Source organism: Paraburkholderia aspalathi (assembly GCF_900116445.1).
In the GTDB taxonomy this organism is placed as follows: domain Bacteria; phylum Pseudomonadota; class Gammaproteobacteria; order Burkholderiales; family Burkholderiaceae; genus Paraburkholderia; species Paraburkholderia aspalathi.
This window is the reverse complement of sequence record NZ_FPBH01000060.1, coordinates 1-20864: the sequence shown is the minus strand read 5'-3', so window position 1 is coordinate 20864 and position 20864 is coordinate 1. Positions and strand designations below refer to the sequence as shown.

18 protein-coding genes and 1 pseudogene are annotated in these 20864 nt (G+C 58.6%); 5 read left to right on the top strand and 14 right to left on the bottom strand.

All coding sequences use genetic code 11. The annotated features are described in order from the left end of the window. Nucleotides 1-588: 588 nt before the first annotated feature. The 4 genes from BM438_RS43220 to BM438_RS43205 form a co-directional block, all read right to left on the bottom strand. A complete protein-coding gene (locus tag BM438_RS43220) occupies nt 589-1452 on the bottom strand; it encodes a 3-hydroxybutyryl-CoA dehydrogenase (protein WP_093647469.1) in 864 nt (287 codons plus the stop codon). 54 nt (nt 1453-1506) lie between these two features. Then, nucleotides 1507-1797 carry a hypothetical protein gene (locus tag BM438_RS43215; RefSeq protein WP_167378556.1) on the bottom strand — a complete coding sequence of 97 codons (291 nt, stop codon included), beginning with the start codon at nt 1795-1797 and terminating at the stop codon, nt 1507-1509. Nucleotides 1798-2068: 271 nt separating this feature from the next. After that, nucleotides 2069-3001 (bottom strand): electron transfer flavoprotein subunit alpha/FixB family protein, encoded by a 933-nt coding sequence (locus tag BM438_RS43210; RefSeq protein ID WP_093647464.1) that lies wholly within the window; start codon nt 2999-3001, stop codon nt 2069-2071. Between the two features lie 13 nt (nt 3002-3014). Next, nucleotides 3015-3764, bottom strand: coding sequence for an electron transfer flavoprotein subunit beta/FixA family protein (locus BM438_RS43205; protein WP_093647462.1), 750 nt, complete (start codon nt 3762-3764; stop codon nt 3015-3017). 250 nt (nt 3765-4014) lie between these two features. Between BM438_RS43205 and BM438_RS43200 the strand changes: the two genes are divergently transcribed. Continuing rightward, a complete protein-coding gene (locus tag BM438_RS43200; RefSeq protein ID WP_425270769.1) occupies nt 4015-4953 on the top strand; it encodes an AraC family transcriptional regulator in 939 nt (312 codons plus the stop codon). A 778-nt stretch (nt 4954-5731) separates the two neighbouring features. Here BM438_RS43200 and BM438_RS43195 read toward each other — a convergent pair. The 6 genes from BM438_RS43195 to BM438_RS43175 form a co-directional block, all read right to left on the bottom strand. Continuing rightward, nucleotides 5732-6487, bottom strand: coding sequence for an SDR family oxidoreductase (locus BM438_RS43195; protein ID WP_093647458.1), 756 nt, complete (start codon nt 6485-6487; stop codon nt 5732-5734). Between the two features lie 28 nt (nt 6488-6515). Further along, on the bottom strand, nt 6516-6917 hold the full coding sequence (locus tag BM438_RS43190; protein WP_093647456.1) for a nuclear transport factor 2 family protein: 402 nt from the start codon (nt 6915-6917) through the stop codon (nt 6516-6518). A gap of 1 nt (nt 6918) precedes the next feature. Next, nucleotides 6919-8064: an alkene reductase gene (locus BM438_RS43185; RefSeq protein ID WP_093647454.1), complete on the bottom strand. Its 1146-nt coding sequence runs from the start codon at nt 8062-8064 to the stop codon at nt 6919-6921. 23 nt (nt 8065-8087) lie between these two features. Then, on the bottom strand, nt 8088-9077 hold the full coding sequence (locus BM438_RS43180; protein ID WP_093647482.1) for a zinc-dependent alcohol dehydrogenase family protein: 990 nt from the start codon (nt 9075-9077) through the stop codon (nt 8088-8090). A 259-nt stretch (nt 9078-9336) separates the two neighbouring features. Continuing rightward, the gene (locus tag BM438_RS46010; RefSeq protein ID WP_208620824.1) at nt 9337-9561 is read right to left on the bottom strand and encodes a type 2 periplasmic-binding domain-containing protein; all 225 of its coding nucleotides are present in this window, start codon (nt 9559-9561) and stop codon (nt 9337-9339) included. Nucleotides 9562-9593: 32 nt separating this feature from the next. Then, nucleotides 9594-10124: a LysR family transcriptional regulator gene (locus tag BM438_RS43175; RefSeq protein ID WP_208620823.1), complete on the bottom strand. Its 531-nt coding sequence runs from the start codon at nt 10122-10124 to the stop codon at nt 9594-9596. A 622-nt stretch (nt 10125-10746) separates the two neighbouring features. Here BM438_RS43175 and BM438_RS43170 point away from each other — a divergent pair. The 3 genes from BM438_RS43170 to BM438_RS43160 all read left to right on the top strand — a co-directional run bounded on the left by BM438_RS43170 (nt 10747) and on the right by BM438_RS43160 (nt 13533). Then, on the top strand, nt 10747-12033 hold the full coding sequence (locus BM438_RS43170) for an MFS transporter (RefSeq protein WP_425270768.1): 1287 nt from the start codon (nt 10747-10749) through the stop codon (nt 12031-12033). Between the two features lie 99 nt (nt 12034-12132). Continuing rightward, the gene (locus BM438_RS43165) at nt 12133-12852 is read left to right on the top strand and encodes a hypothetical protein (protein WP_093647449.1); all 720 of its coding nucleotides are present in this window, start codon (nt 12133-12135) and stop codon (nt 12850-12852) included. A 105-nt stretch (nt 12853-12957) separates the two neighbouring features. Further along, a complete protein-coding gene (locus BM438_RS43160) occupies nt 12958-13533 on the top strand; it encodes a TetR/AcrR family transcriptional regulator (RefSeq protein ID WP_093647447.1) in 576 nt (191 codons plus the stop codon). Here the strand turns inward: BM438_RS43160 and BM438_RS43155 are convergent. Further along, complete coding sequence (locus BM438_RS43155; protein WP_093647445.1) at nt 13508-13729, bottom strand: hypothetical protein; 222 nt, start codon at nt 13727-13729, stop codon at nt 13508-13510. The two genes, BM438_RS43160 and BM438_RS43155, sit on opposite strands and share 26 nt — an antisense overlap. Before the next feature lie 185 nt (nt 13730-13914). Between BM438_RS43155 and BM438_RS43150 the strand changes: the two genes are divergently transcribed. Further along, nucleotides 13915-14817, top strand: coding sequence for a D-2-hydroxyacid dehydrogenase family protein (locus BM438_RS43150; RefSeq protein ID WP_244179608.1), 903 nt, complete (start codon nt 13915-13917; stop codon nt 14815-14817). A gap of 467 nt (nt 14818-15284) precedes the next feature. Here BM438_RS43150 and BM438_RS43145 read toward each other — a convergent pair whose 3' ends face one another. The 3 genes and pseudogenes from BM438_RS43145 to BM438_RS43135 form a co-directional block, all read right to left on the bottom strand. Continuing rightward, nucleotides 15285-18455 carry an EAL domain-containing protein gene (locus BM438_RS43145; protein WP_093647441.1) on the bottom strand — a complete coding sequence of 1057 codons (3171 nt, stop codon included), beginning with the start codon at nt 18453-18455 and terminating at the stop codon, nt 15285-15287. Nucleotides 18456-19211: 756 nt separating this feature from the next. Further along, a complete protein-coding gene (locus BM438_RS43140) occupies nt 19212-20381 on the bottom strand; it encodes a porin (RefSeq protein WP_093647439.1) in 1170 nt (389 codons plus the stop codon). A gap of 228 nt (nt 20382-20609) precedes the next feature. Next, a pseudogene (locus BM438_RS43135) lies at nt 20610-20864 on the bottom strand (ammonium transporter); the annotation flags it as partial.

The window sequence follows — 20864 nt, the reverse complement described above, 5'->3', positions numbered from 1 at the left end:
CGTTTCATTTTTCGCCAGGTCCTCTCTGACCGGAAACAGCGATCATAAGGCGGTCAATCATTGAGTCCTATATCAACAGGAGGGCATTCTGTCGGTGGCGTCGAAGCCGTTGAGCCGGCGTTGCCAAGTGGCCGCGCCGAATGAAGCATGACGTGATATCGCCTACATTGCGATCGACGAGAGCTGGCTGCACCTCGCAGGCCTGAAGGACCTGCCCAGCGACGAACTAATCGACTACGCGATGAGCGTGCGTATGACGAGGCATCTGATGGATCGGCATTGTGTCGCGCGGCGACCACGGCGTCCGACATGCCTATCCTGTCTGCCACCTGCGTACCAGTTCTACCATTTCGCCGAGAATCGCAGCAGCGGTCAGCAGGTGGGTCCCCCCAAGGTGGGCAATTCAGCAATACCGACAGGCCCGGCGAGTTTGGTCAGAACAGAAGATCATGTCTCCCTGGGGCGCATGATACTCGGGCGCGATCCGTCTCCTGAATCGCATACGTGTAACGAGCGGAACGCTCAAAATCAGACTAATCTGAAGTCAATGCAGGCTCGTCCCCCGCAAGGGAGAGGAGGCCGGACAGCTCACGTGTGACTTGGCCTATAGTCATAAACCCCACGGCCGGTTTTTCGACCCAGGAATCCAGCGCTGACCATTTCACGCAACAATGGACTCGCACGGTATTTTGGATCGCCGAAATCCGCATGGAAGACATCCATCACGGCCAGACATACATCCAGCCCGATCACGTCCGCAAGCGCGAGTGGGCCCATAGGATGATTGGCGCCCAGTTTCATGCCTGCATCGATCTCTTCGGCCACTGCCACGCCCTCGGCGAGAACGCAGAACGCCTCGTTGATCATCGGCACGAGCAGGCGGTTCACCACAAAACCTGGTGAGCTGCTGACGACGATCGCCGTTTTACCTAGCGCGGCCGTCAGTTTCCGCACGACATCAACCGCCTGGGTGCCAGTTTGCAAACCGCGCACGATTTCGACCAACGGAAGCAAGGGCACTGGATTGAAAAAATGCATGCCGACCAAGCGTGCTGGATTCGAAATTGCCGCGGCTAAACGTGTGATCGATATCGACGACGTGTTCGAAGCTATCACAACGTCGTCGCGGACAGCCTCGCCGATTTTCCCCAGGATACGCAATTTCGCATCAATATTCTCGGTTGCCGCTTCGATCACAAAGTCGACGGTTCGCAATCTCGCGTAGTCTGTCGACGTGGTGATGCGAGCCAACGCGCCCTCTTTTGCAACGGCAGTCAGCTTGTCTTTGTTGACGAGCCGGTCGAGACTGCCACCCATACTCCCGACTGCATTCTTCAGTGTTGCTTCGCTTAGATCCACCAGAACTACGCTAAAACCCGCACAGGCAAAAATCTGGGCGATACCCTGCCCCATCGTTCCCGCGCCAACCACGCCTACCGATTCAATATCCATTTGTGCTCCTTCACTGGACTTTGCCGCATCGGACCAACCGTTCTCAATTCACACTCACATCCGCTCAAACACAGCGGCAATGCTCAGCGCACCACCAATACACATCGCGACTAGCACATAGCGTCCGCCCACGCGATGCAACTCGTCGACCGCTCTGACGATAATTGTGCATCTGTCGAGCCAATCGGATTGGTCGACTGAAACGCCGGAATCGTTGGCATTCATCTTCCCTAGGTCGAACTTCAACTTCTTCGACACCGCGTATGCCTTCGCCGCAACCGCTTCATTCGGCACGTTCACGTCGAGATCGTCTTCAGCAGAATGTTCTGCAATGCGGAAGATCACCTCGCGACTGTGCATCAAATACATGTGCTTCAGCTCTGTCTGAATGCCACTGCCGAGGACGACGTGCCCAACTTCCGCCCCCCTCCGGCGGCGACACGCAAGAGCACCTCGCGTACGATTTATGCGGCCAACTCCGCCGGCGCGATGTCTTTCAGGCTGCCGTCACAAACTGCCGATCCCAGTCCGCACACCGTCGACGGCAATTTCGCGTTTCATGTTTGTCTAACTGCGTCAATCCGATCCGATCATTCTTGCGTCAAAGAAACGAGGGTTAAAGGGCTGCAGTCAGTTCGGGGATTGCGCCGAAGAGGTCGATTTCGAGGCCGTAATCGGCGACGCTGAAAATCGGCGCTTCCGGGTCCTTGTTGATAGCCACGATGACCTTCGAGTCCTTCATACCGGCCAGATGCTGGATCGCACCCGAGATGCCGACAGCGATGTACAGTTGCGGCGCGACGATCTTGCCGGTTTGCCCGACCTGATAGTCGTTCGGCACAAAGCCCGCATCCACTGCGGCACGCGATGCGCCCAGTGCTGCGTTCAGCTTGTCCGCCAGCGGCTCCAGAACCTTCGTGTAATTCTCGCCGTTGCCCAGACCCCGGCCACCCGAGACGATGATCTTCGCAGAGGTCAGTTCCGGACGGTCCAGCTTCGTCACTTCACGGCTCACGAATTGCGAGAGGCCCGTGTCGGCTGCCGCTTCGATCTTCTCGACCGTTACGCTGCCGCCTTCTGCTGCAACCGGGTCGAAACCGGTCGTGCGGACCGTGATGACCTTGATCGGGTCAGCCGATTGCACCGTGGCGATTGCGTTACCCGCGTAGATCGGGCGCTCGAACGTGTCGGCCCCCTCTACTGCAGTGATGTCGCTGATCTGCGCGACGTCCAGCTTCGCGGCGATGCGCGGTGCGATGTTCTTGCCGTAGGCAGTTGCCGGTGCAAGGATGTGCGTGTAGTCCTTCGCGATGTTCATCACGGTTGCCTGGACGTTTTCTGCCAGACCCGCTTCGAGTTGCGCCGCGTCGGCCAGCAGCACTTTGGAAACACCTGCAATCTTCGCTGCGGCATCCGCTGCGGCCTGCGCGTTGTGACCCGCGACCAGCACGTGAATATCGCCACCAATCTTCTGCGCGGCTGCAATCGTGTTCAGCGTCGCGGCCTTGATCGACGCGTTGTCGTGTTCAGCAATTACCAGATTCGTCATTTCGTCCGTCTCCTCACAGCACCTTGGCTTCGGTCTTCAGCTTCTCGACCAGCGTCTTCACATCCGGCACCTTCACACCGGCAGAGCGCTTCGGCGGCTCGACGACTTTCAGCGTCTTCAGGCGCGGCGTCACATCAACGCCGAGGTCTTCCGGCTTGATGACTTCCAGCGGCTTCTTCTTCGCCTTCATGATGTTCGGCAGCGTCACGTAGCGCGGCTCGTTCAGGCGCAGATCGGTGGTGACCACAGCCGGCAGCGTCAGCGAGAGCGTTTCCGCGCCGCCGTCGACTTCACGCGACACCGTCGCCTTGCCGTCTGCAACAACGACCTTCGACGCAAACGTGGCTTGCGGCAGATTCGCCAGCGCAGCCAGCATCTGGCCGGTCTGGTTCGAATCGTCGTCGATGGCCTGCTTGCCGAGGATCACGAGCGAAGGCTGTTCCTTGTCGACCAGCGCCTTCAGCAGCTTGGCGACCGCCAACGGCTGCAGGTCTTCGCCCGACTCGATCAGGATCGCGCGGTCCGCGCCGATGGCCAGCGCCGTACGCAGCGTTTCCTGCGACTGCGTCACCCCCGCCGACACAGCGATCACTTCAGTCGCCACACCTGCTTCGCGCAGACGTACAGCTTCTTCAACCGCGATTTCGTCGAACGGATTCATCGACATTTTCACGTTCGCGATGTCGACGCCCGAGCCGTCCGATTTCACTCGGACTTTCACGTTGTAGTCGACCACTCTCTTGACTGGCACCAGGATTTTCATTGTTTCTCCTCTCACTTTGCAAATCGCACATCACAGCAGACAACACAAGCGCGGCCCAAGCGTAACGCCGGGTACTGTCTGGCCCATTACCCAATGATGCCGATTTCATGACAAAATCTGCCAGCTTCGAACATTGCGACACCACGGCTCGATCTATGCAGGGTTCCATCCGCTAGCCATGACATCACCTCAGGCAACCGTCCCAATATCCCTCATCAATGGATTTCTTGCAGCCGTTAGCGTAGAAAAAATGTCCATTGACCGATTCGTGGCTCGCGCGGGCATCTCTCAATCGTTACTCGGCAAACGCGGTGCACGCGTCACCCAAGTGCAGTTCGCCACGCTTTACCGCATGCTGGCTGTCGAACTGGACGATGAAATGGCCGGGATTTTTTCTCGTCCGCTGCGCAACGGCTTCCTCAAATATCTGTGTTTGAGCTTACTTGATGCGTCAACTCTCGAAGTTGCAATGCATCGTTTCGGGCAGTTCTTCCATCTGATCCTCGACGATGTGGAAATCGAGTCGTCAGTGGACACCGGCCGCGCGCGCATCGCCGTCGTCAAACCGCGCGGCGGCCATGAGGTGAGCGTGCTGGGTATGGAATTGATGCTCAAGCTGGCGCACGGCGTCGCATCGTGGCTGGTGGCACAGAAGATTCCGTTGCTGCAGGTGGAATTCGATTTCACCCGGCCGGCGCATGCGAGCGACTACCTCTATTTGTTCCCAGGACCCGTTCAGTTCAACTGCGCGCAAACCTCGATGCAATTCGACGCGAGCTACTTCGCATTGCCGATCCGTCAGCGCAAATCCGACTTGCGGACGTTTCTTGCGCGTGCACCTGAGGACTGGATTTTCACGTCATTCAGCGATCAGGTTGCAAGCCACCGGGTGCGCCAATATCTCGAGTCGAAGCTACCTGAAATCGCCACCGTCGACGTGGTCGCGCATGCACTGCACTATTCCGCACGAACGCTGGCTCGCCGTCTCGGCGCCGAGGGCACAACCTTCCAGGCGGTCAAAGACGAACTGCGCCGTGATATTGCAATTCAAAGACTAACCACGACGGACGACGCGCTGGCATCAATCGCCTTCGACATCGGCTTCGACGACCCCACCGCGTTTCATCGCGCCTTCAGACACTGGACAGGCAGCACGCCCAGCGCCTACCGGGACGTAAGCCGAAATTGAAGTAGGATCTCCTGTTTCACCGACGGCTGCCGTTCGCAGACAAGTCAGAACAGACTCAGTCATCACCTGCTCATTTCGGGCAGTATGCGCAGGTCGACACACCATCGACGAGACTATTCCACATGCGGCAAGGCATCTGATCAATCGGCGAACATTTTCATCGTTTGCGCGACGAAGTCATTGACCAAGCCGTGTTCATCGCGCCTCGAAATCGCGCAGAGTCGACGGTTGCCAGCGATGTTTGCGTATGGATCTCGACCCTTATCCGTCGCTTTAGCTCACAATTGAGGCCGTCTTACGACCGGAGCCGAGCATCGTCACGAAGTGCGAAACTAATCCCGGAATGGACAAACAATTCCCCGCCCCGGGTCGCCTAGTGTCAGCGGCCAGCACCCGACGATGCAGTAGGGATCCCCTTCGTAAAGCGCGTCGTACAGACGTCAGGCGAAGGCGGAGGCTCATCAATCGGCCCGATATGCATGAAAGCTGATCGTGCGGCCGTAACCTTAATCCATCGCCAGACGCACCACAAACATGCCAATCATCTCCGCATAAAGCGCCACCGCAAGTTTGCCTCCATTGATCGGCTCGAACTCCGACTCAGTCGCCAGACCCGACACTACGTCCTTCGCGTCATCTTAGTCCGAGCACACGAAAACGCTAGTAATCTTCAGTTTCTTCATTGTGATTTCTCTGGCAAACGGTCTCAGTTGCACTCTCTCGATAGCGAAAATTTCTAGGTTCACAACCACGTCTCATTCATGACAAGACATCTGGATCAACCGGCGAACATTTCCATCATTTGCGCGTTAAAGCCATTGACGAGACTTTGTTCACCGGGACCCGGATTCCCGCGGAACAGCTTGGCGCCTTCGACCAGAATCTCGTCAGCATCGGTGCCGAGTACAGAAATGGTTTCGTCGATGAACTGATCGAGCGGCATCGCCAGTTCGGCTTCGCGGCTGTTCATGAGGTCCGTACGGACCCAGGGTGGTGCGATCTCGAGTACCCGAACCTGGGTGTCGCGCAGCATGAAGCGCTGCGAGAGGATGTATGAATGCAGCGCCGCCTTGGTTGAGGAGTACACGGCCGTCACGGCCAACGGAACGAACCCCAGCGCCGAGGTGGTATAGGCGACCACAGCGTCTTTCTTCGACTTGAGATGCTCGACCAGCGCGGACGTCAAGCGGATTGGGCCCATCAGATTGGTCGTAATGGTAGACACCATCGATGCATCGTCGATCTGGCCACCGGCCTGGTCAGGCTGCATGATCCCAGCGTTGTTGATCAGCACGTTGAGATCTGGATGGTCCGTGATCAGTTGCGCTGCTACCCGCTCGATGCTCGCCGCATCGGCAATGTCGAGCTCGATCGCTACCATCCCGGGGTTCACCGCCACCACCTCGTCGAGACGGCTGCGCCGACGGCCGGCAATGATGACCTTGTTGCCGCACTGGTGGAGCGCCTCGGCGAGTCCGCGGCCGATGCCCGAGCCGCCGCCCGTGATGAAGATGGTGTTACCGATGAGTTTCACGGTTGTATCCTTGTTGGTGCCTCAGTGATCAAGCAGGGAATTGGTCGCCGAACATCGGCAGGCCACTAACGGATTCGGTCTTGGTCGCTTCGTCCTGAAGGACATCCCAATGCTCGGCGAGTTTGCCGTCTTCGAAGCGGACGATGTCCGCGGCAACCCATGCGGCGGGACGTCCGTTGCCGGAAAAACGGCCATGTGCAATGACATAGTCGCCCTCGGCCACGACCAGCCGGCTCTCATAGTACAAGGTGTCGGGAAGCGCACGGATGAGATCGAACAGGCCATCGCGCCCCGGTGCAATGTGGGCGCTATGCTGAATGTAGCGATCAGACCAGAAGCGTTCGGCGGCGGCATAGTCGCGCTTGTTGAACAGCGTGTCAAACGCTTCGAGAACAATGGCCTTGTTCTGTTCGGGTGAGGTTTTGCTCATGTCAGTCTCGATGAGTGGTGAGTGGATCCGACCGCCGCGCGACGTCGGATAGGTGGCTGGCTGGGTAGTCGGAATAGCCCTGCGGACCCGACGCATAGACGGTGGTCCAGTCGACCTCCGCGAGCGGTGCGCCGGTCGCCAACCGTTCGACCAAGTCCGGGTTGGCAATGTAGGGCCGTCCGAACGCCACCATGTCGGCGAGCCCCTGCTCGATCAGTCTGTTGCCGCGTTCGGCGTCCATGTTCACGTTGGCGATCAGCGTCCCGCGAAAGATCGGACGGAAATGGCGGAACATGCCGTCGCCCATAAGGTGTTCAATAGACGTACCGGTGAAGTCAGTCGTATTGCCCATCAACAGCAGATGCGACAGGTCGTAGCCATTGAGCTCTCGTATCGCGTATTCCGCCATCGGCAGCGTATCTTCATTCGCGGCGAACGGGCCACCCTCGTGCATCGGGCTGATTTTCACGCCGACCTTTGATGATTCGACCTCGTCGAGCACGGCCTCGATCACCTCGAACAGAACTCGCGCCCGGTTTTCCAGACCGCCGCCGTATCCGTCGGTGCGTCGATTGGTCGAGCGATTGAGGAATTGTGCGAGCAGATAGAGATAGTTAGCCAGGATCTGCACACCGTCGAAGCCCGCCTCGATTGCATTGCGAGCTGCGCGCGCATAGTCAGCGACGGTCTGGCGAATTTCGTCCCGGGTCATTGGGCGCGGCGTGACGGTTGGCTTGCGTCCACCCGGCGTCACAGATTCCTGAAGCGGATTGACGTTTGACGCCGACAACGGTTGTGCGCCGTTGCGCAGGTCCGGGTGCGAGATCGCACCCGTATGCCAAAGTTGCGCGATGATGCGCCCGCCCTTGGCATGCACGGCATCCGTGACGCGCCGCCAGCCACGCACCTGCTGCGGACTCCAAAGCCCTGGCGTATCAGCCCAGCCGAAGCCTTCGGGACTGATCGCGGTCGCTTCCGCAACGATCAACCCGGCAGAGGCGCGCTGAGCGTAGTACTCCGCCTGGAGATCGGACGGCACGTGGTCGTTCGATCCTGCCCGCATGCGGGTCAACGGCGCCATCACGATGCGGTTGGGCAGATCGAGGTCGCCCATACGAATTGGTGTGAAAATTGGTTGGGTGGACATGTTTCAGGTCTTGAGTTGAATAATCAAACCGTCACGACAATCTTACCGACATGCTCGCCCGCTTCGATAAGTCGGTGAGCGGAGGCGATGTCGTCAAGGACAAACGTGCGGGCAATTGTGGGACGCAGCGTGCCGTCGGCAATGCCCTCATCAACAAAGCGTTTAAGCGCTGTCAGTTGCACGTCGTCGCGTGTGCGGATAGGGAGGGCAAGGCCGCGGATCGTCAAATCGCGCGCCAGGATGTCGAATGGCGGCACAACCGTGTGATCGGTCGCGAGCGCCCCATAGAGAATCAGCGTGCCGCCGTTGGCGGTCGCCCGCGCGAGGTGAGCGAAGCCAGAACCGCCGACCGGATCGAAGACAAGATCGGCACCCCGATCACCGGTCAGGCGCTTGACTTCAGCGACCACGTCCTGCTCGTCGGTAGATATGGCGGCGGCTGCGCCATGGCGCAGCAAGACATCAATCTTGGCCCGCGACCGGGTCAATGCGACAGGACGCGCGCCGACGCGATTGGCGATTTGAATAGCGGCAAGGCCCACGCTGCTCGATGCAGCCGAGATAAGCACCGTCTGTCCGGCAGCAAGATTGCCAATTGCAATCAGTCCGGCCCACGCGGTACCAAAGGCCGCCCATGTTGCGGCCGCTTCGACGAAACTAGTGCCATCGTGAATCGCGACCAGCGAGCGTGAGGGTGCCAGCGACACCTCACCGTAGAGCGCGTATTCCGCGGCGCCATACGCGGGCACCAGCGCCACGCGATCGCCAACAGCGAATCCGAAGACATCCGGCCCAAGCTCCTCGATCACACCCGCCGCTTCGAAGCCGAGGCCGCTCGGCAGCGTGGGCTTGACCGGACTGCGACCGGAGCGCAACGTCAGCTCGGTCCGATTCAGACCAATGGCACGAATGCGCAGACGCACCTCGCCTGCTCCGGGTTGAGTCATCGCCACGTCTTCGATCTGCAGCACATCGGGACTGCCGAACTCATGGATACGCACAGAACGGATCACCGTCTTTTCCTCCACTTCTGGTTGCGTTGTGGGGTAAAAGATAATGGCGATCCAGCGCTAGCGGTAGCTACGCGATTCTGCTATCTCTTATGTATGGGACGCATAGACGACCAGCCACTGTGTCTGGAACCTTAGCCACCAATGAAACGCGCGCCCCAATCGCCCGGTCAGACAGAAAGGCGCTGGTCGCGCTGAAAACAGGCGGTGAGATACTCTAGACCGCGCGTCCTGCGACCCGCGTCGCACGTCCCATGGGAAACTAGGCGTAAGCCGGGATGTCAGCGGTTTTCCAGTCCACCAGCAGCTTAACGAACGATCCATCTCCCAGTTCGCGGCGACACGCCCCCCCGCTCGTCGAGGTAATGCCAAGGCCCGCTGCTGCCGCCGCTACGGAACCCTCGTTTCCGCCGGTCAAAAAGTGCGGTTCGAGATCGATGACAATCTCGTCGATCCCGCGCTTAAATTTCCATACGGTGGAGACCACCGACGCGGGACCGCCGACGCTCCGATGTTGCGTCAGTTCTTCAGGGTAGCGGGCGCGCCGTCACGTTCGATGTAGGCGCGGGATGCAACGATTACTCGCGGCATTTTGGCGATAATCGACGCTGTTGCACTTGAGTCGAAGAGTCGCCCGAGTCGGATAGCCACGTCTACCGCTTCCTTGACGACGTCATGTGGGCGATCGCCCAGCAAAATCTGCACTCGGAACTCCGGGTGCAAGTCAACGAATGTAGCCAGGCGCGGGATGACTTCACGGATCGCCACGCTACTCGGCATGCTCATCCTAAGCGTGCCGCGCAGCTCGTTGCCTTCACGTACGCCGTGTTCGGCCTCATTGAGCGAGATGAGAATCGGATCGAGCCGGGAGAGAAACTTGGCGTCGGCGTCCGTCATTACGACCGCACGAGTCGTGCGCGTAAGCAAACGGGCACCCAAATCGCTTTCGAGATTGGCGATGATGCGGGAAACCTGAGGTTGCGAGAGCCCGCACTCGCGCTCCGCTGCCGAGAAGCTGCCAAGCCGCGCGACACGCGTGTGCAGCTTCAAGGAGAGAATGTCCTTCACGGGGCCAACCTATTGTCAGAGCGAACGAACCTGAGCAAGGCTATCGGATTGATGCGGACTCTGCAACGCGGGCAAGACTCAGCAAACGCATTTCCGAGAATCACCATCTGAGCTTGTTAGGTCAGCGAGCGATGGCTCCAAGCGCACAGAACAGGATTTGCCATCGCGAGTGCGATCACTGTAGCGACTGCGAGCCTATCTTGCGACGAGTAACCTCAGCGACGATAAATGCAGGAATCTCTAGTAGGAACATCCACGAGGCGTCGCCAAGCCACGCGCACCACCAACGCTCATCTGCGGTGCCACCGCTCACCCATCGTTTGGATCGGTGAAATAGTCCATTCGGTTCAAGATGCCTGACAGAATCACTACGTTCGTCCATATTTTTTGACAATTGCTTGTTTTCAACAGATCGATAGTCAGTCAATTTTAAGCGAATTTAATGAAATAGCCTGAAAATCCGCCAGTCTCGGCAGCACGCAAAGCCATGAGCACAAATATAACTTGATTTTTAAGACGTCCGGTCATATTGTTTGTTTCCGAAGAGGACGGGCGTTTCCGACGATCAAGGCGATCGACGACCATTTTTTGAGAGCTGCCAACGGTGAAATCTTCCGATGTGTCACCCGCATTAGGCCCAACGATTGTCGCGAAACAACCCTCTGGTTCACTCTACTGGCTTGCACTGGGCACATTTGCTGTCGGCACCGAGGGCTTTATGATCGCCGCGCTGCTGCCAACCATTGCTGCCGATTTATCCGTCAAAGTCGCGACCGCTGGACAATTGGTCACAATCTTTGCGCTTGCTTACGCAGTCAGTTCGCCCATTCTCACCGCGGCGCTAGGTGGTGTTGACCGTCGGCGCCTGCTGATCTTTTCTCTGGCCGCGTTTGCCGTTGCCAATCTCGTAGCGGCGAGCGTGCACAGCTTCTGGACACTGGCCGGCGCACGTATCCTGCTCGCGCTCGCCGCTGGCCTCTATGTGCCCGGCGCAAACGCGCTCGCGAGTGCGCTTGTCACGCCGGAGCGCAGAGGACGGGCGCTCGCAATCGTCAATGGCGGGATCACCATCGCCATTGCGCTCGGCGTACCAATCGGCGCATTGGTCGGCGAACGGCTCGGCTGGCGAATGACCTTCGTGGGCGTCGCCGCCCTCTCCGCACTGGCAACGGTTGCATTGAAACTCAGACTGCCTGTACATATTGGAGCCGGGCTGCACACGGCCACACTTCGCGAGCGGCTCGTCGTGGTACGGCAGCCCGTCGTGGCCCATGCGCTCGCAACTACCACGCTGTGGGCGATCGGCGCCTATACGGTTTATACCTACCTGGCCCCGTTCCTTCGGAGTGCGACCGTCGTTTCCGCACCGCAGATCAGTCTGGTTCTGCTGGTCTGGGGAATCTCTGCAGCAGTCGGCGTTGCGCTAGGCGGATCATTCAGTGACCGGCATGGCCCGGCTGCGGTCCAGATCCCAGCACTTGTGGTTTTGGCCTTCGCGTTTTCCACACTGTCGATCAGCGCGCACTTCCTGTCACCCGCTATGGCAACGCTGCCGGTATGCATAGCCGTCGTCCTTTGGGGCATTTCGGCGTGGAGTTTCTATCCACCACAGCAGGCAAGACTGATCAGCGCGATAGGCCTGAAGGCGGCTCCCATCGCGCTGTCGCTGAATGCCTCGTTTATGTATCTCGGCTTCTCTCTCGGCGCCGCCATTGGCTCAGTCACGCTGGCGTTGAGCGGCACTGCGAATCTTGGTTACGTCGGGGCACTCTTCGAACTAGGATCGTTGCTGCTGATACGAGTGCTCACTTCCCTCAAGCTGCCCGGCGAACTGATTCCGCCCGCCGGGCAGGTGCACGCCCGGCCAGCGGAATCGTTACCGCCACGGTGACCCCAGGCCTTCGGATGCAGCCGCGGCGATTGCTTCACAACACCTAATGTTATCCACGAGTTCGCTCGCGTGATCAAGTGTTAAGACAGGAGTAGAAAGATGTCCGATCTTCTTGATTTAGCAGTCAAAGCGCATGGCGGCCTCGAGCGCTGGAACGCGTTTCAGGGCGTGGCAGTCGACGTGTCGGTGGGTGGGGCCCTGTGGGCGTTCAAGGGTCAACCGGGTCTGTTCAAGGACAGCCGTTACGAGGCGCAAACGCGTGTGCAACAGGCGACGATCCACCGCGTCGGCTCGCCGGACCGGCTGGTTCGTTTTACGCCGCAGCGGCTTTCTCTGGAAAGCGAGTCGGGAGAAGTCATTGAATCGCGAAACGATCCACGCGCAGCTTTTCAAGGCCACCAGAACGAGACTCCCTGGGATCTGCTGCACGCCGTGTATTTCAACAGCTATGCGCTGTGGACCTATCTGAACCAACCTTTTCTCTATACGTGGCCCGGCTTCGTGACCGAAGAACTGGAACCGTGGAACGAAAACGGCGAAACTTGGCGAAGGCTCAAAGTGACGTTCCCTGACTCCGTGGCAAGCCACACCCGCGAGCAGGTCACCTACTTTGACGCCGATGGACTGATGCGCCGACATGACTATGCGGTAGATGTCCTCGGCGGGACGGTCGGCGCACAGTACATTCACGACTACACCGAAGCGAACGGTCTCATGGTGCCCGCGCGACGACATATTTTCCCGCTGGGGGCCGGAAACCGGCCTGTGCCTGAGCCGCTACTGGTCTCCATCGACATTGTGGCTGTGCAGTTTTCCTGACTGCGCCAGTCTCTTGCTCAGTCACCGACCGAACTGCGCTTTGTTCCCCAGCCCAGTACTGCGACAAACTCGGCGTACAAGACAACCAAATCTATCTTTGCCCACATGGCTCGCCCCAGCGTTTCTGTCCAGATCTTCGCCTCCGCACTGAAGCTCTTTCACGAGAAGGGATTCAACGCTTCCAGCGTGCAGGACATCACGGAGGATGCAGGTATGCAGAAGGGCTCCCTTTACAATCATTACGGCAGCAAGGAAGACCTCGCGGCGAAGGTAATCGATCACTACGGTCGCCTCAGCGAGCGACACTCGCTTCTTGCCGATGAGTCTGTCGCGCCGCTGGACCGTCTTGACAGGTACTTTCAGGCACTCAACAAAATGGTTACCGCAAGCGCATTCGCGCGTGGTTGCCTCCTTGGCAATTTCAGCGCTGAATTGCCGAGCCAAAGTTTGCTGATCCGCGAGCATCTTTCGGCCATCTATTCGTCCTGGATGTCGGCGATCGAGAAAGCTGTCACCGGCGGACAGGCCGACGGGTCGATCACGCGCGAGCTTCCCGCACGCCAACTTGCAACAGCGCTACTCGGCGCACGGGAAGGGGCGGCCTTGCGGGCGAAGGTCGGACGCGATCACAACGCGTTGAGCGCGTTCATGTCGGTCATCCTGCGCCGGACGTTGGCGTAGTCCCTTTCCCACTCATTGCCGCCAGGTTTGCTGCGATCAGGCGGGCGGTTAGCCGGCTGGGGTCGAGCATGGCTAGCCGGCTGGTGTCGGTTTGGATGTCCCAGACAGCTTCGATGCACATAGTTCCGTCATCCTCAATGGCTTCGTCGTTGATCGACGCATATTTAGTTAAACCATCGCACACTGTGATCACCATCTAGTGTGCGTACCTGCAAACAAGTTCCGTTTGCGTCAAACTGGCGGATCACCCCCAGTGGGGACCGCGCACCTGCGCGCAGTCGCCCTGTTCGTCGGCCATACCAGAAGGGAGAAAGCAGCATGTCCACTGTAGCTCGAGTCAAGGCGGCAATCCTTGACGATTACCAGAACGTCGCGCTGAACATGGCCGACTGGTCGCCGCTAAACGGTCGCGTAGACATCACCGTCTTCAACGATCACGTGGGCGACGTTGAAAAGCTGATCGATCGCTTGAGGCCCTTCAATGTTTTGTGTGTGATGCGCGAGCGTACACCGCTCACGCGCGACATCATCGAAAGGCTGCCGCACCTCAAGCTGATCGCTTCGACCGGTCCTGCCAACGCATCGATCGATCTTGACGCTGCGGCTGCGCATAACATTCAGGTCGTTCACACTGGATACAGTTCCACACCGACGATCGAGTTTACGTGGGCACTCCTCCTCGCCATGGTCCGCAACATACCGCTCGAAAATCAATCGCTGCGCCAGGGTAACTGGCAAGAGTCAGTCGGCGAGGAACTCGCGGGCAAGACGCTCGGCCTACTCGGTCTGGGCCGCGTGGGCTCGGCTGTTGGGGCGATTGGGCGGGCGTTCAGAATGAACGTCGTCGCGTGGAGTCAGAATCTCACCCTAGAACGCGCACAAGAAAATGGTGCGCAGTTAGTCAGCAAAGACGAGCTGTTTTCTACCGCGGACTATCTGTCCATCCACGTTCGCCTGAGTTCCCGAACCCATCGTCTCGTCGGGGAAACCGAATTGGCGCGGATGAAACCGACAAGCCGACTGATCAACACGTCACGCGGCCCGATTGTCGACGAGACCGCGCTGCTCAAGGCGTTAACGAGTGGACAGATCGCGGGGGCTGCCGTGGATGTCTACGATGTCGAGCCACTCGGCAATCCGCATCCATTGCGCGAACTACCAAACGTGCTTGCAACCCCGCATCTCGGATACGTGTCGAAGGAATTGTATCGAACATTCTATGGCGACACGGTGCAAAACCTCGTTCGCTGGCTCGATGAGACAGCGACGACCTCCAAAGGCTGACGCCCCCAAATCGCGAGCCATGCCGTACATGCGCCGGTTCTGACAAAGCGCCGGCGCGCAGTTGTGTCTATGCTTACGCCTCAGCGTTCATAACCGAACGTGGAGCACCACCTTCAGGAAAACAAGGCGATGAATACTCCCTCCATTGCGAACGTCAACGGGTATGCGAACTGGTACGATTACGCGAGCTGAAACGCGCGCCGACATAGCTGGTCTTATAGTCCAGCGATGCCCCCTCCTTCGTCACCCCCACACACGAACTGCGGGTGCTGCGTGCCGAATTTACTTTCCACAAGGGCGAGTTGCGGATCGCGCGTCGCAGCCGAGATGCTGCCAAGCCACGCGACATGCATGTACAGTTTCAAGGAGAGAAACCGAGTACTTACAATGCCGCACGAAGATCGCCGCGTCTTGCGTTCGGCTAACGACCAGATGCACCAAAATGTCGGCCAGCGCCTACTCGTGACTCAGGCCACCTTTCGCTCGCTCGACCAGGACCACAATTCCGCCGGCGATAGTGCTTTTGAGTACAGGAAGCCCTGTAGTTCATCGCAGCCGACGCCGCGCAGAATCTGCGCCTCTCGCTCGCTTTCGACACCTTCAGCGACCACCCGGAGGCCCAGCTCGTGACCCAGCTCGACGATTGCCTTGATGATCGCGAGATCGGCCGGTGCATCCAGCATGTCGTGCACGAACGCGCGGTCGATCTTGAGCCGGTCAAGCGGAAAGCGGTTCAAATAGCTTAGGCTCGAATAGCCCGTGCCGAAATCATCGAGCGACAGCTTGACGCCGAGGGCGCGAATCGCTCTGATTGCGTCCAGATAATTCTCGGCGTTATCCATCAATACGGTTTCAGTGATTTCCAGTTCAAGCCCTTCCGGCGGCACCCCGTGGGTCGCGAGACTATTGCGCAGCGTCGCGAGCAGCTCCGGATCGCGCAGCTGAATTGCCGAGAGGTTGATCGAGACGCGAATGTCGAGCACATCTTCGGCTCGCCATTGGGCAATCTGACGGCAGGCTTCGTTGATCACCCACGCGCCGATAGGAATGATGAGACGGGTTTCTTCCGCGACCGGAATGAACTGCGACGGTGCCACCGTACCGATCTGCGGGCTGTTCCATCGCAGCAGCCCTTCGACCGCGACGAGTGCCCCGGTGCGAGCATCGAGACAGGGCTGATACGCGAGCTGCAACTCTTTCCGTTCGATCGCGGTACGCAGACATGCTTCGAGCGCCAGGCGATAGCGCGTTTGCTCGGCCATGTCCGGCGAAAAGAACTTGACCAGATTGCGCCCCGCCGCCTTGGCCTGATACATCGCCGCGTCGGCATTCTGCATCAACGTTTCGATGTCTAGGCCATCGTCCGGATACATCGCGACACCGATGCTACAGGAAACCTGCAGCGTGACTCCACTGATCTCGTGCGGTTCTCGCACAAGCAGTATCAGGCGCTCGTCGATGGTACGCGCCACGTCCGCCGCGTTCGTGACCCCGTTCAGAATGACCGTGAACTCATCGCCGCCGAGTCGGCTGACCGTATCGTTGCTGCGCACGGCTTGAAGCAGGCGTCGCGACACGGATCGCAGGAGCCCGTCGCCGATGTGGTGGCCGAGCGAGTCGTTGATATTCTTGAAACGGTCCAAGTCGATAAACAGAACCGCAACGCGTTGTCCGGTCAGTTGCGCGTTGCCCAACACGACGCCGAGTCGTTTGGCAAATAGCGCGCGATTGGGCAGCTCCGTGAGGACGTCGTGTTCAGCAAGAAACTGGATGCGTGCCTCGCTCTTCTTCCGGTCGGTGATGTCGATCAGCGTACAGATGTAATGCGACACGTTACCACGCTTATCACGCACGGCGCTGACCATCAGCCACGTCGGATAGTCGCCGCCCTCGCGTCGACGCACCTGCGCTTCCCCGTGCCACGTGCTGGAGCGATCGACCCTCGCGGTGACGCTTTCGATCACACTGTCGCCTTTCGGGTCGACGATAAAAGCCGGTGGCTTGCCCGCGACATCGTCAGCACGATAGCCCGTCGCGCGATAAAAGGAGGCGTTTGCGGTCACGAGCCGCTGGTCGTGGTCGAGTATCAGGATAGCTTCAGACGAGGCCTCGAAAACCTTGCCCCACAACTCAAGACGTTGCTCCATCAACTTGATCTGATTGATCGGCGTGAACGCAGTCAGCATCGCGTCCCGCCCCTGGAAATTCAGCCGCCGCGCCGACAGCATTGCCCATGTCGGCTCACTGGTGGCTTTCCAGCGCACCTCGAACTCGTCGACCGCTTCACGATCCGACAGCTGCTGGAAAAACCGCGCCCGCACCGCGGAGTCAAGACCGGAGGCCCATGGATCGGTGGTACAGCCATTCAACCAGTAGAGCGCGGGCTGGTTGGCATGCAGCACCTCATGACCCGGAATGGCCGTGACCATCATTGGCACCGGCGTAGCTTCGACCAGCGCGTACTGTGCAGCCGATGCGCGAGCCGTGGCGGCCAGCTCCTTCTGCACGTCCCGCTCGCGATCGAGTTGTTCCAGCATCTCGTTAAAGCCGCTCACCAGTTGGCCGATTTCATCCTGGCTTTCCCAGCTCGCACGCAGCGAATGATCACCGGTACGGCGCACCGTATCCATCACGCGCGCAAGTTGGCGCAACGGCCGCGAAATTTGCTGGGCGACGAAGTAGACCATGCCGAGAATGCTGCACAACAGGAAGAGCGCGGTGCCCATATGCAACCACATCCGCTGGAACAGTCTTCGCACTCGCGCTTGCAGCAATTCATCCAGTTGGGTGCCGGTGTTGCTCCACGCATCCCGAATGCGGTTGACCACCGTCTGCTGGGCGGCGTCGACAATGCGCACCTGATCTGGATCGACCACGCCGCTGTCCACTACGGCGCGCGCGGCACTACGAAAGGTCTCGATCGAGAGCAGCATCTGCTCGACCGATGGCCCAAGGGCGACATCGAGAGTCGGGTTAGCCGCGGTCGTCTCGGCGAAATCGGAACGCAGATCATGAAGCACTGCGTCGAGTTGCCCTTCCAGCACGAGATAACGCGTGCGCAATTCGTCGTGCGTCCTCGATGTGCGTGGCACGCTGTGCAGTTGCCGAGCTACCCCATTGAGGGAATCGAGCAACGCCGGATAGCGCAGAATCGACAACGACATCGAGTAATAGCTATCGAGGTCTGGATCCAGAATCAGATTCGATTGATTGCCGACGCGCGTGATCAGTTGGCGGCACATTTCAAGCGCATCGCTCACGACTGCCGGCGTGGGTTCCGATTGGTGCGCCAGCACTTCAAGCGCTGCGCGCACGCGTTCGTTAAGCGCAGCACTCTCCATATTGGCACCGTAAACGCGTTCCGCATCGGCGAGACTGGCTGCGGTATGTCGCAGTGAGACCGCGGAGGGGCGCTCGCCAGCGCCGGCGAGGGCGACGTCGACCAGCGCGTCGCGCACGTTCCTCACATAGGCATTGCCAACAATTTCCTTGTCCGAGAAATCGATGCCGATATATTTCTCACGGATCAGAATGCCGCTGATGTAAAGGACTGCGCTCAGATCCAGTAGATAGATAAGCAGGAGTTTTCGACCCACGCGAAGACGCGCGAGCAGCCGGAAAAAGGGATTGCGCTTCATAGATGGTGCGACGTCCCGTTGAGGGCTTGAGTCGGAACTTTAGGCACATTGGCTGGCGGCGAATTGTGCCGATTGTTCTCAGGACAGGTCTCGACAGCCTTCACCCTACACGCCGAACGATCCACAGTCGAACTCCAACGAAGGAAAACACCGAGCGGATTGCAAATCCGCGCATGATAGAAAACAGCTCACCTACGCTCAATATCGGCGTGACAAACACCTTCTTTAGCTTTCGCTTAATTTTCACCAATCCGGTGCGATAGCGCGACAGAGGGGCCGGGAAACGCGTGCGCGCGCTTGTGAAACCCGGCTTGTTCAAGCGGCAGATCACGCAACTAATCCGAAGCCGCTGGGCCTGCGGAATAATTCTTTTGTTCAGTTAAATTTGGAAAAAAGCGGCTCGAGGACGCGCTGCAGCGGTTTGAGCGGTCAATCTCGGAGTGTCCGGGGGCGATGGAGACCGATACTTCGACCGAGGTAGATCAGTGGCTATCCTAGCTCAACCCGACGACCGCGGCCATAACATGCTCCGCGAGAACCATGATCCCGATCGCATCTTGAATGTCTTCAGGATCCGATCGGGCATCGACCATGATCCGACAGTCTACGATGCCATCCTAGTCTTCCACCGTTGCGACCTCAGACGTTACGACCGGCACAGATGCTGCCAAAACTTGACATGCGAAAGAGAGCCCGAGTGCATGCCCCCAGCTCTTTTCCTGATGTACTGAGCCGACAAATCGAGAGCCCGCTTTATCAGAACTGCTGGCGAATTCCGATGCGAGCCATGAACTGCTTGCCATTCGACGAGGGAGCAGTGGCATCCGCGTTCGCGGCAAATTCCAAGCCAGTACCCTCCACGCCAGAAGCGCTCGCAACCTTGATATAGGTACTCTGCACGTACACGTCGGTCCGCTTCGACAAGTTGTAGTCGACCATTAGACCGAACTGATGATATTTCGGCTTGGCACTACCGCCGGACGTGCCATCGTACGTACCTTGGGTGTATGTGTACATGCCACCAGCGTAGAGTGTCGGCGTAAACTGATACTTGGCGCTCACCTCAAAGTTGTTGAACTTAAGCGATGATGCTGCCCCGAGTGTGGGACTCGCGGACAGACTAGCGTACTGCGTCCCCGACGGCTCCGACAAATTCGTATTCGTGTAGACAAAACCCAACGTTGTGGCCGCGATCGTGTAGTTTATACCCGCCCCAAATACGCGTTGCCGAACGGCAGTCCAACTGCCGTCCGTGCCGCTAGAGCCAAGATTCGCAACAGCGCCGGCGGCACCATTATTGGGGCTATCGACGTTCAGATACGCAGCGGCAACGGACAATGGGCCGTTGGAGTACTGGACTCCCACGCTCTCTGCTCGATTGACGGCGAAGTTGGTCGAGTTGCTGAAAGCGTATGCGCCTCCGAAGGAGAAACCCGCATAGCTTGCGCTCGCGTACTTGATCGCATTGTTGACACGAAAAGTGTTGTCCGTATTGTCGTTATCGTACGGATGCGAGAACATCTGACCGCCCCAGTTTCCATTGACCGTCAACGGGGCCAAATAGTCAACAACAGAATCGTATTGGCGGCCGAACGTGAGCGTGCCTAGCGTCGCGCTGGAAAGACCGACAAATGCCTGACGGCCAAACTCCTGACCCTCTTGTCCCAGCTTGCCATTGTTAACGTTAAATCCGTTTTCCAACTGGAAGACCGTCGACAAACCGTCGCCCAAGTCTTCGGTGCCTTTAAGGCCCCAGCGGGACCCTTGAGCGTCGCCGCTCGACATTGCATAGAGGCTATGGCCACCAGCGTTATTCGTATAGTTCAGCCCTTCGTCGATAAGCCCGAACAACGTGACGCTGCTCTGTGCATGCACTGCACCAGTAAATGCGCCCAAAACACTCAATACAAAAAGAGATTTTTTCATGCTCGTTTATCCCCGAGTAATCACGTTGACCCGCTGGATACGTCGTATCCAGACGGACTTCAGTACATGCTTCTACAAATCACTTGCGCTATGACCTGGACCACGCCGACGAAATCATCAGCGTTGATGATCGCGGGCCAAATAGCGACCGGCGTCCTCTCAGTTTCAGTCTTCGAGGTAGATTCAATCGTCTGTTAGTGTTCTCTTCGAGATCCGTGGGCATGCGTCCTACTCGACTAGTTCGCCGTGCAGGATTATGTCGAGACCTTCACGCTCTCCCTCTTCCGTCACGCGGATGCCCATGACCGTGTCGATGACTTTCAGCAGGATGTAGCTCACCACGCCGCTGTAGACCAGCGTCGTCAGCACGCCCTTGGCTTGCAGGATCACGCTGCCGTCCGCGCCGCCGATGTCCTTGACCGCGAACACGCCGGTCAGGATTGCACCCACGATACCGCCGATGCAGTGCACGCCGAACGCGTC

Bases quoted from the DNA above. Each gene is read 5' to 3' on its own strand.
- BM438_RS43220 (WP_093647469.1), bottom strand. From the start codon at position 1,452: ATGGATATTGAATCGGTAGGCGTGGTTGGCGCGGGAACGATGGGGCAG.
- BM438_RS43210 (WP_093647464.1), bottom strand. From the start codon at position 3,001: ATGACGAATCTGGTAATTGCTGAACACGACAACGCGTCGATCAAGGCC.
- BM438_RS43205 (WP_093647462.1), bottom strand. From the start codon at position 3,764: ATGAAAATCCTGGTGCCAGTCAAGAGAGTGGTCGACTACAACGTGAAA.
- BM438_RS43200 (WP_425270769.1), top strand. From the start codon at position 4,015: ATGTCCATTGACCGATTCGTGGCTCGCGCGGGCATCTCTCAATCGTTA.
- BM438_RS43190 (WP_093647456.1), bottom strand. From the start codon at position 6,917: ATGAGCAAAACCTCACCCGAACAGAACAAGGCCATTGTTCTCGAAGCG.
- BM438_RS43185 (WP_093647454.1), bottom strand. From the start codon at position 8,064: ATGTCCACCCAACCAATTTTCACACCAATTCGTATGGGCGACCTCGAT.
- BM438_RS43165 (WP_093647449.1), top strand. From the start codon at position 12,133: ATGTCCGATCTTCTTGATTTAGCAGTCAAAGCGCATGGCGGCCTCGAG.
- BM438_RS43160 (WP_093647447.1), top strand. From the start codon at position 12,958: ATGGCTCGCCCCAGCGTTTCTGTCCAGATCTTCGCCTCCGCACTGAAG.
- BM438_RS43155 (WP_093647445.1), bottom strand. From the start codon at position 13,729: ATGGTGATCACAGTGTGCGATGGTTTAACTAAATATGCGTCGATCAAC.
- BM438_RS43150 (WP_244179608.1), top strand. From the start codon at position 13,915: ATGGCCGACTGGTCGCCGCTAAACGGTCGCGTAGACATCACCGTCTTC.
- BM438_RS43145 (WP_093647441.1), bottom strand. From the start codon at position 18,455: ATGAAGCGCAATCCCTTTTTCCGGCTGCTCGCGCGTCTTCGCGTGGGT.
- BM438_RS43140 (WP_093647439.1), bottom strand. From the start codon at position 20,381: ATGAAAAAATCTCTTTTTGTATTGAGTGTTTTGGGCGCATTTACTGGT.